General features: G+C 34.0%; 16 protein-coding genes and 1 pseudogene. 3 read left to right on the top strand and 14 right to left on the bottom strand.

The genetic code is table 11. The features are described 5' to 3' along the window. Positions 1-185: 185 nt before the first annotated feature. From MODO_RS16615 to MODO_RS16570, 10 genes are all read right to left on the bottom strand, one after another. On the bottom strand, positions 186-1,265 hold the full coding sequence (locus tag MODO_RS16615; RefSeq protein WP_006259353.1) for a phytase: 1,080 nt from the start codon (positions 1,263-1,265) through the stop codon (positions 186-188). 5 nt (positions 1,266-1,270) lie between these two features. Next, the gene (locus tag MODO_RS16610; protein WP_006259354.1) at positions 1,271-2,263 is read right to left on the bottom strand and encodes a metallophosphoesterase; all 993 of its coding nucleotides are present in this window, start codon (positions 2,261-2,263) and stop codon (positions 1,271-1,273) included. A gap of 64 nt (positions 2,264-2,327) precedes the next feature. Beyond that, positions 2,328-5,165 carry a TonB-dependent receptor gene (locus MODO_RS16605; RefSeq protein ID WP_036471185.1) on the bottom strand — a complete coding sequence of 946 codons (2,838 nt, stop codon included), beginning with the start codon at positions 5,163-5,165 and terminating at the stop codon, positions 2,328-2,330. A 314-nt stretch (positions 5,166-5,479) separates the two neighbouring features. Next, positions 5,480-6,628 (bottom strand): efflux RND transporter periplasmic adaptor subunit, encoded by a 1,149-nt coding sequence (locus tag MODO_RS16600; RefSeq protein WP_006259356.1) that lies wholly within the window; start codon positions 6,626-6,628, stop codon positions 5,480-5,482. 142 nt (positions 6,629-6,770) lie between these two features. Further along, on the bottom strand, positions 6,771-8,186 hold the full coding sequence (locus MODO_RS16595) for an efflux transporter outer membrane subunit (RefSeq protein WP_006259357.1): 1,416 nt from the start codon (positions 8,184-8,186) through the stop codon (positions 6,771-6,773). 7 nt (positions 8,187-8,193) lie between these two features. Continuing rightward, positions 8,194-11,355 carry an efflux RND transporter permease subunit gene (locus tag MODO_RS16590; protein ID WP_006259358.1) on the bottom strand — a complete coding sequence of 1,054 codons (3,162 nt, stop codon included), beginning with the start codon at positions 11,353-11,355 and terminating at the stop codon, positions 8,194-8,196. Positions 11,356-11,398: 43 nt separating this feature from the next. Further along, positions 11,399-12,580 (bottom strand): efflux RND transporter periplasmic adaptor subunit, encoded by a 1,182-nt coding sequence (locus tag MODO_RS16585; protein ID WP_006259359.1) that lies wholly within the window; start codon positions 12,578-12,580, stop codon positions 11,399-11,401. Positions 12,581-12,746: 166 nt separating this feature from the next. Next, complete coding sequence (locus MODO_RS16580) at positions 12,747-13,508, bottom strand: LytR/AlgR family response regulator transcription factor (protein ID WP_006259360.1); 762 nt, start codon at positions 13,506-13,508, stop codon at positions 12,747-12,749. 32 nt (positions 13,509-13,540) lie between these two features. After that, the gene (locus MODO_RS16575; RefSeq protein WP_006259361.1) at positions 13,541-14,650 is read right to left on the bottom strand and encodes a sensor histidine kinase; all 1,110 of its coding nucleotides are present in this window, start codon (positions 14,648-14,650) and stop codon (positions 13,541-13,543) included. 329 nt (positions 14,651-14,979) lie between these two features. Next, positions 14,980-15,510 carry a hypothetical protein gene (locus tag MODO_RS16570; RefSeq protein WP_006259362.1) on the bottom strand — a complete coding sequence of 177 codons (531 nt, stop codon included), beginning with the start codon at positions 15,508-15,510 and terminating at the stop codon, positions 14,980-14,982. Between the two features lie 109 nt (positions 15,511-15,619). Between MODO_RS16570 and MODO_RS16565 the strand changes: the two genes are divergently transcribed. After that, the gene (locus MODO_RS16565) at positions 15,620-15,844 is read left to right on the top strand and encodes a hypothetical protein (RefSeq protein ID WP_006259363.1); all 225 of its coding nucleotides are present in this window, start codon (positions 15,620-15,622) and stop codon (positions 15,842-15,844) included. Positions 15,845-15,926: 82 nt separating this feature from the next. On the opposite strand, the gene MODO_RS16560 is transcribed toward MODO_RS16565, so the two are convergent. The 4 genes and pseudogenes from MODO_RS16560 to MODO_RS16545 all read right to left on the bottom strand — a co-directional run bounded on the left by MODO_RS16560 (position 15,927) and on the right by MODO_RS16545 (position 18,331). After that, positions 15,927-16,373: a contact-dependent growth inhibition system immunity protein gene (locus MODO_RS16560; protein ID WP_006259364.1), complete on the bottom strand. Its 447-nt coding sequence runs from the start codon at positions 16,371-16,373 to the stop codon at positions 15,927-15,929. Further along, positions 16,373-16,687: pseudogene (locus tag MODO_RS16555) on the bottom strand (endonuclease toxin domain-containing protein); the annotation flags it as partial. The pseudogene MODO_RS16555 and the gene MODO_RS16560, both read right to left, overlap by 1 nt. 64 nt (positions 16,688-16,751) lie before the next feature. Continuing rightward, positions 16,752-17,438, bottom strand: a complete 687-nt coding sequence (locus tag MODO_RS16550) for an RHS repeat domain-containing protein (RefSeq protein ID WP_230456714.1) — start codon at positions 17,436-17,438, stop codon at positions 16,752-16,754. 413 nt (positions 17,439-17,851) lie between these two features. Further along, complete coding sequence (locus MODO_RS16545) at positions 17,852-18,331, bottom strand: hypothetical protein (protein WP_006259367.1); 480 nt, start codon at positions 18,329-18,331, stop codon at positions 17,852-17,854. Positions 18,332-19,455: 1,124 nt separating this feature from the next. Here MODO_RS16545 and MODO_RS16535 point away from each other — a divergent pair. Both MODO_RS16535 and MODO_RS16530 read left to right on the top strand, forming a co-directional pair. After that, entirely contained in the window at positions 19,456-20,130 is a 675-nt protein-coding gene (locus MODO_RS16535) for a response regulator transcription factor (RefSeq protein ID WP_006259369.1), read from the top strand. A 210-nt stretch (positions 20,131-20,340) separates the two neighbouring features. Next, positions 20,341-21,702 (top strand): sensor histidine kinase, encoded by a 1,362-nt coding sequence (locus tag MODO_RS16530; RefSeq protein WP_006259370.1) that lies wholly within the window; start codon positions 20,341-20,343, stop codon positions 21,700-21,702. Positions 21,703-21,930 lie beyond the last annotated feature (228 nt).

Below are 21,930 nucleotides of genomic sequence, written 5' to 3'. Positions count from 1 at the left end.
TATCCATCATAGCACAAAGATATTATTTTACACTTTCCTCCCCAACTTTTAACGTTGATCCCTTTATTATGAATAAATTTAACTGAATAAAAAAACGTCAGCCTAACATAAATAAGCTGACGTTTTTGTTGTATTCAAAGCAGCATTGAAAATCCCTTACTAAAACGAGTTTTTCAATTTTATACTTAATTAGTTTCTTTTTTACTTACTTTATTTATTCTCTCTTGAATATCTTTCCAATCATAATAATGAAATACTTTACCGTTACTCATCATTACCAGCATACCTTGATTAAAAATATTACTCACCCCTAAAGAAGTTACCTCTAAGCCATCACATTCAATTGCAGAAACAGGTATCTTAGCAATTAATCTGTGTTCATGAGGGTTTCCCTGTTCACCTTCCCTAGGATAAATTAAAATTGAATTATCTTGTTGATCTGAAACAATAATATACCCCGAATTAGCATCTTTTTTATAAATAGCTATTCCTTCATGATCTCTCTTAGCATCACCTTTAACAAAGAAAGCCAACTCTTCATTTCCTTTTTCTGGATCAGCATAGTATTTGCGCAATCCTGCTGTTTCATCAGAGTAATAGACGTAACCTAGCTCCTGGTCTACTGCAATAGCTTCTATTTCTTTTTTTCCGCTATAAACACCAAACTTTCTTTTTAACACCAAATTTATCTGACCTTCCTTATTCGCTTGCAGAGCATATTGCCATAAATACTCATTAGAAGGGCCACTTTTACGTCCTACAATAGCATAGATTTGCTTATTATCATCCTCTTTCTTTTCATATAAAGCGATTCCCATTGGTTCATTATACCCATCCTCTACTTCTCCTTCAAAAACTTTTAAACCACCTTGATCAATTGGCGTTAACTCTGGCAATTTAAAAATTCTTATTGCATTTGCATTTCTCTCTGTAACAACAGCAATATCAATCACCATATCTTTATACAAAAAACCATAAGCAATATCAACATTATTTGGACGTGCCATATCAATAAACTTATGTACGATTTTACCTTGTAAGTCATATGCATATACTCCTCCTCCATCTTCTTTGTCTGTTCCTATAATTAAGCTTTTAGATTGATCTATTGGATTAATCCAAATAGCAGGATCATCTGTATCAAAAACTGTTTGCTCTGTAACAATTGTTGGCTGAATAGCATCTGGGGCTATAGGAGCTAACTTATCTTTACAACTACTCAATAATCCTAAGACCGCTAAAGAGTATAAAAATCTATATTTCATTATTTCTACTTTTTTATTTGATGTGTAAATAAAACCTTTGCTTCTTTCTTACCTGCTTGAACTACCTGAACTATTAATTCATTATCTAAAATAGTGAAAGTCATAAAACCTGGTTCTGCAGCGGCAAAAATGGTATGCTCCATATCTCCAGAAGCTCGAACTTCACTCGCTGCACCAGAAAGAAATTGTGTGGTATAACGATGTTTAGGCTTGATAATTTGCAGGTCATGTTCATGTCCACATATATAAGCATCTACTTTATGTCTATCAAAAAAATCCGCAAACTTTAAAGCAAAACCTTGTGTATCTTTATTTTCTTTACGCTTTCCTCCACTGTACATTGGATGATGTCCTACTACAATCTTCCATTTTATAGTATCATCTTCTTTACCTAAAGTTTCTTCAAGCCATTTCATTTGTTGTTCGGTGTCTTGTTGTCGTAAATCACCGTATTTACTTCTCTTGTGATAACTTTCTATAAATGGATTTGTATCCATTACTACTAACAATACCTTCTCACCATTATCTAATTTAAACTCTTTACTATAATAACGGTCTGGCATATTCCAACGTCTACTAATATTAGTATAATCTATTTGTGCTTGAACATTACCTAAATAATCATGATTTCCCAAAGCTACATACCAATCAGCATATAAAGATGGATTAGTATATATACTCTCAAACGAAGATATCCAATGATAATCGCTTGTGCTAGCAACTCCATTTGGGTAAAAATTATCACCTACTGATACTACAAATTCACCATCTAATACTACCATTGCATTTCCCATTTCTCTAGCCACATCTTTCTGGTAATAATCCCCTACACGTCCAAAATCTCCCATGACAATAAAGTTAAAACTATTCTCTTTGTGAGTTAAACTTGGAATATTACTTCCTGTATACCCCGTACTTTTTTCATATTCAAAAGGAGTCTGTGCTTGTATTGTAGCAGTACAAACTGCTAATAATAAACTATATATTATTTTTTTCATGATAGATTGTATAATAAAACTAGGGCGAATATTCTTCGCCCTAATTTCTATAGATATTTATTTATTAGAAATCAAACTTAAGTCCTAAAGTAAATTTAGGTTGGTAATACTCCATTTGTTTTACTCTATGACTCACTCCTTGATAATATCTTAGGGGTTGATTAGTCAAGTTATTTGCTTCAGCAAACACACGTAAATATGAAGTTATTTTATACGAAGCATTTGCATCCAAGAATAATTGTTTATCATAATAACTATCTTCAAAACTATTTCCTCCTAATGCATCTAAATAATCTGAAGAGTAATTTAATGATACACGGGCTGAGAAACGATCATTCTCCCAAGACAACGAACCATTAAACATATGCGGCGCTGCACCAGGTAACTCCATGTTTTTTCTTATCTCTCCATCTTCATTAGCTATTCCCTTAGCTTCTGTATATGTATAAGTATAATTCACATAGACTCCTAGACCTTTCCAAAATTTACCAGGTATAAAATCAAATTGTCTTTGAAAAGCCACCTCTACTCCAAACAAGTTTACTTGGTCTCCATTTCTTTGTTGCATAAACTTCCATTTGTCCTCTGATTGAATAGGATTAACTTGTCCGGGAAACAACTCGTTAAAGTTCTCATGTGTAAAAGAATCAGATCTATAGTTATAGATAAAATCTTTTAAGTTCTTATAAAAAACACCAGCAGAAAACATTCCTACAGATTGAAAATATTTTTCTGCCATTAAATCAAAGTTATAAGCATAAGTTGCCTTTAAGTCTGGATTACCTGCAGATACCATATTATCTTGAGATACCACATTAATATATGGAGCTAAGGCATAATAGTCAGGTCTAGCTAAAGCAGTCGTAAAGGCTGCTCTATAAATCCAATCTGAATCTGTCTGATATTTAAAAGTAACACTAGGCAATACATTAGTATAATTATTTGTATTACTAACCTCTCCTATTAAGTCGCTTTCATCTACAATATGATTACCTGTATAATCTATACTTGTATGTTCAATTCGAGCTCCCAATATCATAGATAATTTCTCATTGAAGTCTTGATCCCAACGAATATATCCTGCATATATATTTTCTTTAGCTTTATAGTTTAAAGCTAAATATTCTCCTGGCACTGCCTCCTTCTTAAATAAATTAGAATTGTATAAATCTAATCCTCCTAAATATTGATTTGAAGCAAAATGTCCTGGAACATATTTACTACCTGGTTGAAAACCAGATCCATCATAATAACTACCAGGTACAGTAGCTAAATTGCCAATGGTATTCGTTCCTATTGGAGAGAACTCATAGAACATATTCTCTCTCTTTTTATCTTTTAGTCGAAGACGACCTCCGAATCTTAGACGTCCTTTTTGATCTTCAATAACAGAAAAAGGAACTCGAAAATTCAATTTAGCACCAAACTCACTATCCTTTGTGAAATTATCATTTTCTGATAACTTTCTCAATGAAAAATTATCTGGTCGATCTCCTAATGCAGTTACTAGTGGATATTTTCCATTAGTTAAATCTTCTTGCATTGCAACTTTCTTATTTTGAAAATCTATATAACGTTCTCCTGGACGATCTTCTGATGCACGTGAATAGTTAACAGACCAATCCATATCTAAATTACTAGACCATAAATGCGTTCCACTTAATGCATAATTCTGGATTCTTTGATCTTCTAAACGAGTGTTTTTATTTCTATTATTATCAAGTCCTCCCTTTGTTTCTCTTCTTATATCGCCTGTAAACCCAGTGATATTGTTGTCTTGATCATACTCTGGCTTAATACCTCTGTAACGCACACGATAACGATTCTCTCTGTCATCTCTCCAGTTATACATTGCACTAGCATAGATAGTATGATTATCATTAATCTTATAATCAAAAGCACCTGAGAAACTACGACGAACACGTTGTACATCGTACTTACGAATGTCATATTCGCTCATATAAATATTGTCATACTTATCCTTACTCCATACTCCCTCCACATTATCTGATCCAAAATTATTACTATTATAAGAACCACTTAAGATCATTCCGAATTTAGAATCTAAAAAACGATTACCATACACAAAACTTCCTATATAATTTCCTTTGTCTCTTATAGGGTTAAGTCCACCTGCTAGAGTTGCCGAAATACGCTCTCCATAAGGTGAAGCACGAGTAATCAAATCAACAGATCCTCCTATGGCATCAGCATCCATATCAGGTGTTAAGGTTTTATTTACTTCTATAGAAGATATCATATCCGCAGGAATTAAATCCATCTGAACATTTCTATTATCTCCTTCTGCTGAAGGAATTCGGTCCCCATTTAATGTAACAGAATTTAAACTAGGAGCTAAACCACGGATAACTATATTACGAGCTTCTCCTTGATCATTTTGCATTGTGATTCCTGGTACACGTTTTAGAGCATCACCAATATTAGAATCAGGGAAACGCCCTACTTGGTCTGCTGAAATAACATTAGTAACATTAGCATTATTCATCTGTTGATTTAATGCTTTAGCTTGTCCTTTTAAACGTTCTCCTATTACTACAATACCTTCTAAGGTTTCTACATCTGTTGAAAGACTTAAATTAATAACTTTATTATGTCCTGAACTCACTTCTACTTCTTGTTCTACTGAAGTATAGCCAATATAACTTACTGATAAGACATATTTCCCTTCTGGAATATTTAAAAATTCATAATACCCATTATTGTTACTTACCGTATATTGCTTGCCATTATCTAATAAAACAGCTGCACCTGGTAATGAACTCTTATCACCAGAGTCTATTACTCTTCCTGACACAATTCCTTTTTTAACACTATTATTTTGTCCTTGTATTGGTATTGCAAAACAAATTGCAAATAAGAAAAATAAGTACTTTAATTTCATAATAATAACATTGAATAGTTTTGCTAGCAAACTTAGTATCAACCTATCAAGTCAATGTTTAGTTAATATTATTAATAAACAAATTACTATATTTTAAAATAGATATAAAATAAACGAAAATAGAATCAATAAAAAACCATATATCTAAATAAACATACTTTAATTCAACAAATCCACACACAATTACTAAAATTACCAATCAAACCAACATTAACGATTTATTAATTATCTATTCCAACGTTAATTTACTGAAAACAACAAGCCCTTATAGGATATCTATAAGGGCTTGTTTATACATAAAAAAACTTATCTAATTAATTACTTTTATTCTCAATAGACACACCTTCTAGGGCAGGATCATTAACTAAAGCATACGAAGTATATTTTCTGATAGGAACTATTTCCTTCTTACTTTCCACACCATTCTCACCCTTAATCGTTATGAACTGTTTACCTTCACTAGTTAAACTTATAGCAGAATAAGGTATCTCTATAACATCTTTATACACTAACGAAATCACCACTCTATTCTCTGCAATCCCTTCTCCATTTAGTTTTAAACCTTCTATCACTTGAGGTGATTTATCTAAAAAGAAAATATTTGTATCATTCTTAAGATTTACTTTGATAGGAATGCGTTGCCCTTCCTTAGTTTCAAATGAGCTTACAAGGGTATTCTGTCCTGTTATACCTTGTTTCCATTGTACCATATCACTAGTAGGTATTTCAAAAAACACATCATAGCCCACTATAGTATATAAACTATGCTTATCATTCGCTGTCAATATATCGCCTACTTTTACAGTGATATTCTTTACTACACCACTATATTCAGACTTAACAGCATATCTACTATACTTGGTATCTGATGCATTTATTTTATCACTTAGCTCAACTACATTCTTACGCAACTCTTCCACAACTTCACGTTGTTTAACAAAAGCGACACTGTCTCTTCTAGCTAATTTTTGTAATCTATTCTCTGCACGTTCTAAATCTTTCTTGAGCCCTTTGTATTCACTCTGTTCTTTATCTTTCTCTTTCTTAGAGACCTGTAGACTCCCCACCTCTACTTCATAGATTACCTGTCCTTCTGAGACTGCCTGTCCTTCTTTTATAAAAAGTGACACTACCTTCCCTTCTATAGACTCCTTGACAGGTGTGTTAAATTTCATTTTCACCTTAGCTGTATACTCTTTTGTATAAGTATGGTATTTACTATTCAACACTAAGACTGTAGGAGCTACTACCTCTTTTACCTCTTCTGTTTTCTCCTCTTCCTCTTCTAAGACTACTTCTTTTTCAGGTTGAATTACTTCCTCAGTGGCTACAATCGTTTTAGATTCAGTCACCTCCTTTTCTTCACCTTTATCCTTATTTCCATAATAACCTACCCCTACTAAGAATACAATACTTAGAAGTGTCATTATAATCTGCTGAAGTTTTACATTTTTTTTATTCATAACCCACTCTTATCCTTACAAAGATAACTAACTGATGCAAAGGACTGAAAAAAAACAATCCAAACATCTAAATTACAATAAAAAAAACCAATATTGTAAACAATATTGGTTTCATCCTCAATCAAAAATCTACTAGAGTATACTAATGTCCTCCCAAAGCTCTATATAAATCAACTAGCGACGCTAAATGATCTCTTTTTAACTCTGCAAAACTCAAACTACTCTGCAATGCTAAACTCTGTGCATTAATAACCTCTAAGTAAGATGCCTTATCCATCTCAAACATAAATTTGATATTAGCTAAAGAAGTGTTTAGAATATTCACTCGCTTTTGCATCATCTCTTCTTTTTGAGATAGTTTATCGATTTTTACCAATGCATTATGTACATCCGTAAAACCAACTATAACTTTATTTTTAAATTCTATACCTGCTTTTTCTCGTTCTACAACCGCGATTTCATAAGCTGTTCTTAACTTCTTCTGATTAAATATAGGCTGTATTAAACCACCACCAAACATACCAAATAAAGAAGCAGGTGTCTTAAACCACTGTGAACTTTCAAATGCATTTAACCCTCCTTGAGCAGATATTATTAAATTAGGATACATCTGCCCTTGAGCCGCTCCTACTTTTGCATTAGCTGCTTTTAAAGCATATTCTGCTACTTGTACATCTGGACGAGTACTTAAAAAATCCGCAGGTACTCCTGTATTTAAATCTGTTGAAAAATTTAAATCACTAATCGTAACAGAGCGAGATATAGCCTGCGGATAATTATTTAAAAGCAAATTCAATCCACTTTCTTGTAAGGCAATTTCTTGCTCTATCTGAGGTAATAATTCTTTTGATTCTAACCACTGTGCCTCTGCTTGTTGCATCGCTACAATAGTCTCGTTACCTACCTCGAACATCTTTTTAGTTAATAAGTATGTACTCTCACGAAGTGCAATACCTTCTATCGCTATTTCGAGCTGTTCGTCTAACATTAGTAAGTTGATATAACTAGTAGCTACCTCAGCTACTAATCTATTTTGGATAGCTCTCTTTACCTCTTCCGTCTGCATCATAGTCGCTAATGCAGCTTCCTTCTCCCTTCTAAGCTTCCCCCATATATCTAACTCCCATGATAAATCAAGGCTTGCTGTAAAATCATCATTAACACGTCCTGCCCCACTAGCCGCCAATTGGCTATTCTTAGAAGACTCTGTTCTACTACCGGCTACATTCATTGTCAACTGTGGTAATAGCGCCATTTTTGACTGAGTGAATAACAACCTTGTTTGTTCGATATTTTTAACAGCAACTTGTAAATCAGCATTACGCTCTAATGCAGATTCAATCAAACTCGTTAATTCAGTGTTCTTAAAGAATTCCGAATAACTCAACTTCGCTAGATTATTAGCTGTAGTATCAGAAGCAGTCTCTTGATAAAACTGCTCTGGTGTGTCTACAGTTGGTCTTTCATAATTCTTACCTACTTTACAAGCAGTTAATAATGTCGAACCAATCGCTATATATACTATTTTTCTCATTGTTTTCTTGTTTTGAACTACCATTAATCTCTTAGTTTTCTACAACTTCAGAAACGTCCGGTTGCTTACCACTAATTTTCTCTTGTAAGTACTGGAATGCGACATAAAGGAAAGGAATAACGAATACTCCTAGAATAACTCCTAATACCATCCCTCCTGCTGTACCAATACTAATAGAGTGGTTACCTTGTGCTGACGAACCTTGAACGAACATCAAAGGAATTAGACCTGCTACGAAAGCAAATGATGTCATCAAGATAGGACGAAGACGTAAACGCGAAGCTTCTAATGCTGAGTCTACAATACTCATCCCCCCTTGTCTTTTCTGAACAGCAAACTCTACAATCAAAATTGCATTCTTCGCGAGCAGTCCGACCAGCATGATGAGCCCTACTTGCACATAAATATTATTAGCAATACCTACTGAACCTATGGCTAAGAATACTCCCATAATACCAACTGGTAGTGATAACAATACTACTAATGGTAAGATATAACTCTCATACTGAGCTGAAAGAATAAAGTAGATAAACAAGATAGATAATCCAAAGATAAACACCATCTGTCCTCCAGATTTCTTCTCTTCTTTACTCAGTCCTAACCATTCAATACTATATCCTGAAGGTAACTTCTCTGCCGCTACTTTCTCTACTGCCGCCATTGCATCCCCTGTACTTGTACCAGGGTTGATAATACCATTTACAGCGATAGAGTTAAATAAGTTATGACGACTGATAGCTTGTGGTCCATACACTTTTTCTAAGTGCGCTAAAGAACTAATAGGAATCATCTCTCCCGAACCAGCTGTCACATAGATAGTTTTAAAAGATTCTTCATCTGCTCTAAATTGAGCATCTCCCTGTACAAATACCTTAAACTGTTTACCAAAACGGTTAAAGTCATTTACTTGTGCTGATCCGTAGAACAACTGTACTGCACTCATCATATCACTTACTTCCACTCCGTGCATCTTTGCCTTTACAGGATCTACTACGATTTTATACATTGGGAAGTTTGCTTTAAACATTGTGAAGGCACTTAGCACTTCATCAGTCTCACTTAGATCTTGATTAAACTGATTTACAACATTTGCAAACTCTGTAATATCTCCACCACGTCTATCCTGAACTACCATCTCTAATCCATCAAAATCTCCAAATCCTGGAACTGTTGGGTTAGCAAACACATAGAAATCACCTTCTTTTAATGATGATAATTCTTGATTTAACTGTGCAATCAACTCATTGATGTCAGTTACCTCTCCTCTTTCTTCTAAAGCTTTAAAAGAAATGAATCCCATACCATAAGCTGGACTGGCTGCATTACCTAAAATGTTGAATCCTGAAATAGTGGTTACAGACTTAATAGCAGGGTTCTTTCTCATGATCTCATCCCCTTCTTTTAAGACCTGTGCTGTTCTATCAATAGATGACCCAGGAGGTAATGATAGAGCAAACATCGCAAATCCCTGATCTTCATTAGGAATAAACCCTTTAGGAGTTGTATTCATTAAGAATACCATTCCTACTATAGAACCTACTAGAATACAGAAACTCAATACTTTTCTTTTGATTAAGAAATGTACTCCTTTTATATATCTATTCGTTAATGCTGTAAATCCTGCATTAAACGATCTAAAGAACCTTCTCTTAAACCCATCTTTCTTTACCTCTCCCGTATGTTCTAAATCATGGTGATGATTCTTTAATAACAAGGCACATAAAGCAGGGCTCAATGTCAAGGCATTTACAGCAGAAATCATAATCGCTATCGCAAGTGTATATGCAAATTGCTTATAGAATACTCCCACTGGTCCTTCCATAAACCCTACAGGTAAGAATACTGCTGACATTACTAAAGTAATCGAGATAATCGCTCCTGAGATTTCACTCATGGCCTTAGTAGTTGCCTCTTTGGCATCTAAGCCCTCGAGTTCCATCGTACTGTGTACTGCCTCTACTACTACAATGGCATCATCCACTACAATACCAATAGCTAGTACTAATGCAAACAACGTCAACATATTAATCGAGAACCCTAACATATTCAAGAAGAAGAAGGTACCGATTAATGATACTGGTACTGCTATCGCAGGAATAATAGTTGATCTAAAATCTTGTAAGAAGATATAAACAATAAGGAATACTAATAAGAATGCCTCTATTAATGTTGTTTTTACCTGATTTATAGATTCATCTAACTGTGTCTTATTAGCGAACGTTACATTGTATTTTAGCCCTTTTGGCAACTGAGGAGTTAATTCTTCTAATACCTTGTACACTTGAGTTTGAATCTCATTTGCATTAGATCCTTTTGTCTGGAACACAGCCATTGTTACAGCTTCTTGTCCATTGATTTTATTCTCCTCATCATACGCTACTGCACCAAACTCGATGCGTGCGATATCTTTTAAATAAAGTACATTACCACTTTTATCTGCCTGTACTACAATATTCTCGAATTGTTCAGGAGTATTATATTTACCTGGGTATGTCAATGTATATTGTACTGCTCCTCCTGCATTCTGACCTAAGTTACCTGCAGCTACTTCCATACTCTGACTTTGGATAGAACGCTCTACATCAGCAGGAGTTAATCCTCTATTTGCCAGTTTATGTGGATCTAGCCATATACGCATAGCATAATCCTTCTCACCGAATAGCTGTACGTTACCTACCCCTTTAATACGTTTTAACTCACGTACTAAGTTGATACGAGCATAATTCTGTACGAAGGTTTCATCATATAGAGCAGCATCCTCACTGATAAGGTCTACTACCATGATCATACCTCTCTGTTCTTTCTGAGTGATTACCCCCGCTTGTAATACCTCAGCAGGTAAGATACCTGTCACCTGAGCTACCCTGTTCTGTACGTTTACTGCCGCCTGATCAGGATCAGTTTCTAAATCAAAGAATACTGTGATAGCTGCTGTACCATCATTACTAGCTGTTGACTCTATATGAGTCATATTTTCTACCCCGTTAATTACCTCTTCTAAAGGAGTCACTACTGATTTCAATACTGTCTCAGCATTACCTCCCGGATAAGAAGCCATTACAGTTACACTCGGAGGTGCAATATCAGGGAACTGTGCCATAGGTAACTGTGTAAGTCCTACTGCCCCTAATATAACAATGATAAGAGATATAACTGTAGCTAATACAGGTCTATGTATTATCTTTTTAAGCATTTGATCTGTTTGTTTTAATTAAATAAAGAATCTTTGAGCCTACTTACTCGCTTGCTTTAGCAGTTTCTGTACTTGTATTACCTCCTGCATTTTTTGCTGCAGATAATACCGTCACAGTCATACCATCTTGCAGTTTATCTACTCCTGTTGTTACAAGGGTTTCTCCTTCTTTCACACCATCAGCGATAAAATAAGTATGCAAGTTCTTTCCGATAATTTTAAGTTGTCTTTGATCAACTGTATTGTCTTTATTCACTACATAAGCAAAGATCTTATCTTGTAAGTCTGCAGTAGCAGCTATAGGTACTTGTACAGCATCTTTATGTGTAGCCATAAGGTTCACAATACCTGTCCCTCCATTTCTCAATAAACGATCTGGATTATCAAATACTGCACGTACACTGATAGAATTAGTACCTGCATCGAACTCTCCATTGATTACATCTACCTTACCACTTATAGGATACTTATCTCCATTACTTAATTCTAATTCTATAGGCATCTTCAGTACATTCTCTGAACCACCATTCTCTTTTACTAGATTAAAGTAGTCTGCTTCTGTCAATGAGAAATAAGCGAACATCTGAGAGATATCAGACATCGTAGTTAGTTCCTCTACTTCACCAGCTGTCACTAAGTTTCCTACACGCTTAGTAATACGTCCTAAGAATCCATCTACAGGAGCCTTAATCGTACAGTAGCTTAAGTTTAACTTTGCTTCTGCCACAGCCGCCTCTGCCTGAGCCACGTTTGCTTTAGCGTTATCTAACACCGCTTGTGCAGTTTTTAACTGTATTGGAGATACAAAAGAATTATCTAATAAAGACTGTACTTTATCTTTTTCTAATTGAGCATTTACGAGAGCTGCCTGAGCTGCTTTTAGACTAGCATTTGCATTATTTAGTTGTATTTGATACGGTTGAGCGTCTATTAAGATTAATGCCTGCCCCTTCTTTACATAACTTCCTTCTTCTACAAGAATCTTATCAATATAACCCGAAGCTTGTGCACGTACTTCTACATTCACCCTTCCTTCTAACGATGCTGTATATTTTTTTAATACAAGAGCATCACCCTTCTCTACTACACTTGTTCTAACTTCTAATGAAGGCTGCCCTGCATCTCCTTCACTTGATTGCTTATTACAGCTAACGAAAAATACAGATAAACCAAATAATAGGCCTCCTAAAAACAAAACTTTCGTACTTCTATAAATTTTATTCATTTCTAACGCTTTTTACACAACAAAAATCAAAAATTATACCGCTCCTACTTCTAGAATTAGTTCGAAGCGTAAAAATTCGAACCTGAAGCGTCAAAAGGGCTTACTTACCTGAATAAACTATCTCTTATACTTACACATAGACACAAAAAAAGCTACTAATGTAGCTTTATGAATTTAACCAATTTTTAAGTAATGGTGCCTTCTCACGGCTTACGATTACCTCTCTCTGAGGATCTTTTACTAAGCCTATTTTTAATTTCCCGTTATAGTAGTTCTGTACATGCTCTATACTATCTACACTCACGATATGTTGTCTATTCGCTCTAAAAAATATCTCAGGTGACAGCTCTTCTTCTAACTCCTCTAAGGTCTGACTTACGATTACAGTAGTTTTATCCTTTAAAACTAGATGTGTAATCTTTAATTCTGAATAAATAAAATCAATCTCATCCACCTTCACAGTCTTAAAACCATCCTTATAAGGAATCAAAAAACGAGAGCGGTAAAAAGCTTCTTTCTTGTGTAAGCTACCTAATATATCTTTAATCGAATCACTTAATACAGGAGAACTTCTAAGTGCTTTAAACTTATTCAATGCCTGCTCTAACTCTTCTTCCCTTACAGGCTTCATGATATAGTCTATACTATTCACCTTAAATGCTTTTAGAGCATACTCATCATAAGAAGTCGTAAATATCACAGGTGCTTTTATCTCTATCTGCTCGAATATCTCAAAACACAAACCGTCTTCTAATCTAATATCCATCATGATCAAGGACGGTTCCTCATGATGCTGCAACCATTCTATACATTCTTTTACACTTTCTATTACAGCTACGATTTCTATTGTAGAATCTAATACCTGCAATAAACGAGATAATTTATTAGCATTTCTTACCTCATCCTCTACGATCAAAACTTTCATCATGTATATTTTCTTTCTTAAGCTATTATTTCTAATTATTTATCATTCTTATTTAGTAACAAAGGCAACCTTACCACAAAATCTTTATCCGCTTTCTGAATAAGAACCTTGTGTTTACTTAGCAGACGATAGCGTTCTTTAATATTCATCAACCCTACTTTAGAAGAAGGTAAGGTTACGACTAACTCTTGAATATTATTGCGAATCACAACATAATCCTCTTCTACATAAATATCTATTCTTAGTGGACTCTCTTTAGAAGCACTATTGTGCTTCACAGCATTCTCTACTAATAACTGTATAGCGATGGGTGCCACATAGAAGTTTTTTTTATCCTCCTCTTGCACATTGATATTTAACTGTACTTTCGCCCCCATTCTTTCTTTAATTAAGTAGAAATAAGATTCTACGAAAGTCAACTCTTCTGACAGACTGATGGTGTTCTTTCTCACATTAGATAGCATATAACGATATACTAGTGATAAGTGATCTATAAACTTCACAGCGATATCCTGATCTTCTATTACTAACTCCGATAATGTACTAAAGTTATTAAATAAAAAATGAGGGTCTAGTTGCATCTTTAGTGATTCTAACTCTGACTGACTCGCGATACGTTCTAGTTGTTCTGCTTTTAATTTAAGCTCTGCAGCATCTACCATGGACTTTTTCCAATTATTAATCAAAAAATAACCTGTGTGAATAGCACTGATAAAAATCCCTGTATTTAAACTAATGATTAATGACTGCCATAAATCTATCTTTGCCTCTAAATCTATTAACTCAAAAGACTCGTAAGGAGATAGATAGACATACACAAAATTAATAGCAAAATACACTGTAAAGATAAATATAAGTAGTAAGAAGAACTGTACTACTACACGCATCACTGGTTGTTTATCCCAAGGCAAAAACTTGTTCAAAGCTCTACTCAACCAAAGGCTCACCTCTGTAATGGCCATACAGTATAGAAAAAGAACAAAGGCTGACTCCCACATCTCTTCCACATCCATTCTGAACCAATCTGCGTCATAAGGATTAAGTAAAAAATGAGAGAATAAGTAAAGTAAAAAAACTAATGGCACTACCATTAATCGATAGTGTTTTAAAAACAGTGATTCCTCTTTTACTTTCTTGGTCGACATCTTCCTTAATTAAATTCTATAACAAAAGTAAATCTATATTTCCACATTTAGAACCTTACCTTACTCAAAATGATATATCCTATCTTGAAACGGAAAAATACTACACCTACTTGTATTCTTTATCCATATTACCCATTTTAATTTCCAAAAATCATGTAATTAATACGAAAAAAACACAATTAGATAAAATCAGCTGAGATTTATACAAATAGCACATACCCATTTGCCAAATATATAATAACAAAAAAAGTAGTATAACATCAACTAGCTATACTACCTCTGGTAAAATGAAACAAAACAAATTATTTAATTAAAAGACACTTCTAACCCTAACATCTCAACTCTGTCAGACCTACTAACCTATTCTCAAAAAATTCTACAAAAGAATAATCTAATACACTAATCACACCTACCTCTTCTGATAATAATGCTGTTAATGTCTGTATATCATCTTGTAGGATATATTCTATATCTAAATCTGTATCTTCTAAGAGTTCTTCTACACTATCAATATCACAGTACTGATTCTCATCTAATAGTACAATAGCCCCTTTATGCTCCCCTATTAACAATTCTCCTATCAAGGTATGCTCATCCCATCTCCCTATAATAAAGATATACGAAGAGAAGATAGAGTCCTCATTCATCTCCTGAATAGACAATACATGATCTGTAGTAGTAAAAGTAAAGAAAGACACTGAAGCAACAGTTCTCATCAAAGCAGTATGACTACTGACCAACAAAAAACGAAAGTAATCATCCGAAAAGTTATAAGTATGCCTTAAGCCATTTATCTCATGCTTAAAAAGCACATCAACTCCTGAATCTATCAGAAATCGATAACGTAAAAACTCATTCATAGTAGTTGTATTGGTTACCTTAAAATTAATCAATTAAAAGGCATCAAAACACTCCTGACTAAAAACATAACATTCTGATAACATTAATATTAAATCCGAAAACAATAAAATGAATAGAAACGAAGAATGGGACAAAATAATTAATGAGCCTAAGGCTGATGATAGACCAATGCAACTATTAATAGATTATGATGAAAAAGGAAAAGTTATCTATCTATTATTATGTAGATACTTCTCTGATTCTGAGTTTAGAGCTATCGCTCCTGTCAAAACCATATCAGAGCCTAACTTCTCTCAACTCCTTAATAATTTTAAACAAACCACTAAATTCTAATCGATTGTATATAATTGTTTTTTTCCTTCTGAATCTACAGCTATTAAAAGTTAATTACCCACATAAGAATAAGGAGTAAAACTCATATACATCTACTGAGCGCTAATTCAAGTGCTTTCTCTAACTCCTCTCTAGAAGAATCTTTAGACATAATAATATTTTCATCTTTTTCTAATCCGATAAAACCATGTCTACTTCCTTTATTATGCATAGCACTAAAAACAATCTCAGTATCATTTGCTGATACAGATAATAGTATTGAGTTTTTATATAATTTAGCCATTGTCTTCACTCCTATTCCTTCAAGAAACTCTTGTTCCATCTTTTTTAAATCTCCTTCAGGTCTTTTTCCTTCCTTGCTAAAACTCAATGTATATAAAACAGTATCTAAAAGTACCCTAATACTAGGATTTTCAAGTGAGGTAAATGGAGGTATAGTAAAATTAAAACTATCCTTCACTATCAAAAAAGGATGTACTATATATTTATTCTTATCTTTAAATAGAATTATATCAACTAATTGTTTCATTATCTTATAACTCTAATTGTTATATTAATGTCATTATCTAATCCATATTTAATTGCACGGTTAATCTGTCCCCATTGATCAGTACTTCCTTTTCCTGTTTGAACAGCAAGTTCTAATGTTTTACTAGTATAACTTGTTCCCTCTTTAACACTAAGTGTCCCCTGCCTTGCGTTTGTAAATCTAGCTAACTTATCTATATATCCTTTCAATGTATTATATACAGCATTCTTTCCTTGATACCCTGTTAGAACCATACTCTTTATACTAGTAGCCACACCATTTTCTATTTTGTCTATTACAGGGAAATTATTAGCCTTTTCTGGATTTACCCCAACATTTGCTCTATTATTCTTCCTCGTTCTAAAGGAAGGTAAGACCCTACACTTTTTTAGGCATTAATGCCTTTACCCCTGTCATAATCCCTTTAGAAGCTAAAGTAAAACCTATTCCACTTGCAGCATACTCCATACCATGACCTGCCCAATCAGCCTGAGTAAAACTAGGATCATTATATCTAACGTAATCTAGATTATTAGCTGGTAATCTAATCTCAGATTTAGGTAATGCCCTTGGGTCGTTTGCCATTACTTTACCAAACATACGATCATACTCTACCTGTCTCTGAGTCATTAAACTTAGTAACTCTTGAGAAGTATAGTTTCCATTAACACCTCCAGTAACTCGAGGACCATACTGAACCGTAACTCTGTCTCCTTGTAAATTAAAAGATAATTCAAAACCTTCTAAGTCTATTCCACTTGTTACATTATTTTCAGCAAAAGCATAAGGAGAGTTCTGAGAATATTTAGGTGATAAAGGATCTATGTTTAAAAATCTTCCTATAGAAGGATCTGACATCCTAAACCTGAAAAAATAAATATTTAACCCTAACTCTTTTTGAATCTCTTGTCCTTGAAACTGATACTTATAATCCTTCATCAGCCCATCATTCTTCTGATTATAGCCCTTATGGGCTAACCCAAAAGGATAATAGTTCGTCTCCTCAATGATCTCATTAGACTCTATAGCGTTATTCTTATTTGCATCACTATATGAGAGTCTCACATTGCCCAAGTGATCTTTGTACTGATATACATACGCACTCTTCTCTGCATTAAAGAATCCCTCTGCTGTAGGGAAGAAACTAAGCTTGCCCTTTACATACTGAAATCCATCTAAATAATCCGTTAGCGTAACGACGCCCTTCTCTGTGACTTTCTTCTTTACCTTCTCTCCACTAGCTGTATAAAGATACTCTATTTTATCACTTCCGAAGTTAATCTCTACAGGTAAGTTTAGGTGATTATACCTAATCTTACTGATTTTTTTATGCTTATCACTAGTAAGGTTACCGAAGTCATCAAACCCATAATCTGCTCCACTAGTATTGACTTGCTTAAAACCCTCTTGATTTCCTGTAGCATCCCTTACAGTAGACAGTCTATTACTACCTAACTCATACCCAATTCTCTTAACTCTTAAAGTGAAATTAAAGAGTCATTATGCACGATAAACTCTCTTAAGTAAATACATTCAAATTCACTAGGTTGTATTTCTAGTGTTACTGACTTAATAGGCTTATCAGTTATATCAATAAATCTACTAACAGCTTGTCTAACCCTAGAAGAATTACTATAATATACATAAACTTTTTTGCCTTGATACTGCTTTAAATACACTAAATCAATCACTGTTGTAGGTGGACAATTTCGAATAGCAAGTATTAAATTACTCCTATTTTCATAATCGACATGAAAATCAATTATATATTGGTTAACATCCTCATCTACCAAATCAAACTCAATCTCTTTTATGGATTTCTCAAACACCCTTTTAAAAGTACTGTCTTTTATTACTAGTTCACTTAGTTTTTCTTCTTTAGAGGACTTTAACCGATTACTATTATTTTTACAACTTAATAGAGATATGCTCACTAATAAGATAATCAAGTATTTCATAATTCGTTCTTTTATTCTCACACATTAAACATTTTTAAACCAACTACTTTTAAAAAAACTTTCCCATTTTTCCATATATATAGTGAAATCCGTTTTCCAAAAGAAAGGAGATGCACAGAGCTCTGTTAACTCTTCCATTATACTAGTGAATCTTCTCTCCAACATCACATCATCATCACCGCTTACCATCACATAGCTATAATAACTGTTTAAAAACTGATCTATACAAACTTTCTCTAATCCCCTATTTCTAATACTATCTAATTCTGTGAAAAAAGCATACACAAAACCTTATACTCTTCAAAACTAATTATTGAGAGCACAGCATAAGTTAAACGCTCTTCTATAAGCGCCTTAAAATCGTTTATTAACATGTTACTATCAATCATAAACATTCATATCTATTAACTACAAGTCATAAAACAACCATTTCACATAGCTGCATTAAGGGTATTCAAATCCAAATGTTATTCGTTTCACACTATTATCTTTCAATAAAGTTATCTAAAAAAACCTTATCAGAATTACACAATTCAAATTGAGCACTATAATTTAACACTACTCATTTTTCCTCCTACACCCTCTTTTCTCCTATCTATTTTTTTACTACCTTTGCCTACAGTAAAGGCTTTGACTCAATGGCTATTATTGAGAATATTCTTCTATTCAAAGTCTGGTACATCTCACCAAAAAGAAAGCACAAATCACAGCTTTTAAAATTTTAACAAGTTTCTTAACATCATAAATTCACTACGAATCGAGTATTCATGCGGTCTCCGTTGTGGTTTTTTCGGAAGGTGTTCGGAAAACACCCCCTTTTTCCGAACACTTTGCAATGAACTTCCGAACAACGCCCAAACAACCTTCCCAAAAGCCTTACTATCATTGGCTTTACCGTGTGTTTCAAATCACTAAAAAACACTGATATGTTAATATTTTTAACATCTGTGATTTGTCCTGTTTTTAGATTTTAGATTGCTTTTAATATTCTCATATTTAGAACTTTTATAAACATTACTCTGCTCTAAATCTATTAAAATAGATATACTTCATCTAACATTAAATTTCTCTAATCCTAAAAAATGGCTTGATTTATGATTTAGTTTTGCAATAAAATCAGAGCTATGAACATACTTTTAATAGAAGACGAAGTAAGCGTATCTAACTTCATTAGAAAAGGTCTAGAGGAGAGCCAACATCAGGTGGCTTTTGCCTACGATGGGATGATAGGATTACAACTAGCGATGGAACAAGAGTTTGATTTGATTATTCTAGATGTCATTCTTCCCTATATGAACGGATTCGAAATCTGTCAACAAATAAAAAAATACAAAGGAGATATTCCCATCCTCATGTTGACTGCCTTATCTACGCTAAATGATAAGGTCAAAGGATTTAATATGGGGGCAGATGATTACCTGACGAAACCTTTTCACTTCGAAGAATTATTGCTGAGAATAAAGGCACTGACCCGTCGTAATACAATGGCTATGCCTACTCTAGAGTATAAAGCTGCGGATCTAATCATGAATACGTATAAAAAGACAGTAACGAGAGCAAATAAAGAAATCGTTTTAACCCAAAAAGAATATACCTTACTAGAATACTTCTTAGTGAATAAGAATAGAGTATTAACGAGAACACAGATAGCTGAGGCGGTCTGGGGTATCGGATTCGATAGAGGGACGAACCTCATCGATGTGTATGTAAATTATGTGAGACGCAAAATAGACAAAGAGTACAACACACAACTGATACATACAGTTATCGGTATGGGGTATATACTAAAGGATGAATAGTTTTTGGATTACAGTTAACGGTTAACGGTTTACAGTTTTCGGTTTACAGTATTGCCCTACGAGCATAATGTACTTAGATGAAGTAATAGTCTAATGATTGATACAATAGCCTAAACAGTTTCACAACATCACAACATCACAAAAAAACGATTTCACACCTTCACGGTTTCACTATTTCACAAAAAGACTATTTCACAAAAAAACAGAATAATGAAAATACGCAATAGACTTTCACTACAGTTCTCTGGCTTATTTGCAATTCTCTTATTGGGAGTGCTAATTGCAGTCTATTTTGTAGTATCTAGCCATTGGCAAAATACCTTCTTTAAACAATTAGAAGATCGCGCCTTCACAGTAGGCCATAACTATCTAGCAGAAGACAACTTCACTAAGGCAGAGTTCGATGAGGTCTTGCGCAAATATCCTCGTACATTACCTCTAGAGAAAATAAGAATCTATGATATTAATCTAGATCCAACCTTTATAGAAGAAGGGGATCTAAAATGGGATAAAAAGACACTAGAAGAGGTTATTGCAAAAAAGAAGATATACTTTAAACTTGATCAGGAGTACGTGGTAGGTATTTTCTATAGAGATAATTCTGGGGACTTTATCGTGATGGCTAAAGCAACTAATGAAAAAGGAGTAGCAGCATTACAACAGTTAAGAACAGTTATGCTGATCAGTCTAGTGATTGCCTTACTTATTACTTTTTTCCTCTCGCGTTTATTCGCTGGTTATTTTCTAATCCCGATTACCAGAATTAATAAGTACTTCGCGAAGAAGAATATAAATACTTTATTTCAGCCCATCCCTACACAGGATATGTCTAAAGACGAGATACGTACGTTAAGCGAGACTATTAATGATCTCTTTAATCGAGTACAAGAATCCTTTGACAACCAACAGGCATTCGTGTCTCATGCTTCGCATGAGCTAAAAACGCCTATCGCTTCTCTTATGGGGAATGCTGAGATAGCGCTACGTCAGAGCAGAACAGAACAGGAGTACGTAAAGGTACTACAAGGGGTAGTGAACGATGCAATACACATAGATCAGATGATCAATAATCTATTGGCATTATCACAACTAGACAGTTCTGTGTATCCATTACATAGACATGCTTTTGAAGAATTCTGGTGGACGATGATAGACCACCTTATAGCAGCTCAAAAAGACTTAAACCTAAACCTGACCATCAGCACAGAAGAAGACTTACACGAGCTATTCTTTAATGGCAACGGCAACTTATTAGAGCTAGCCCTTTCTAATATTATATTGAATGCCAACAAGTTTTCTCACAATGCACCTATAGAAGTAACACTGGATACTGATACCCACAATATCATTATTATAGTAGAAGATAAAGGCATTGGGATAAAAAAAGAGGATCTAGACAAACTATTTCTTCCTTTTTACCGTTCTAGTAATGCATTCGGGATAAAAGGAACTGGACTAGGTCTATCGTTAGCTTCTAAAATAGTACAATTGCACAAAGGCACATTGACCATAGAATCAGAACTAACAGTAGGTACTAAAGTGACCTTAATGATTCCGAAACTGCATCAATAGTAGTCATCTCAATCATTATCTAAATTATAATTCAACCTAACAGCGAGTATAAGATTTTATACTCGCTGTTTTTTTTGTGATGTTGTGGAGTTGTTTGTTGAAGGAGCTTGGTAGGCCCTCTAAGAGTATTTAACTATTAAACATCAGATGAAAACTGTTAAACCCAATCTCACATTAAAATTTTCTAATCTCCTTTTAATCCCCTATTCACATCTCTTTAAGACCGTC

It is taken from the genome of Myroides odoratimimus (genome assembly GCF_001485415.1).
Taxonomy (GTDB): Bacteria; Bacteroidota; Bacteroidia; order Flavobacteriales; family Flavobacteriaceae; genus Flavobacterium; species Flavobacterium odoratimimum.
This window is presented reverse-complemented; position numbering and strand designations above follow the sequence as displayed.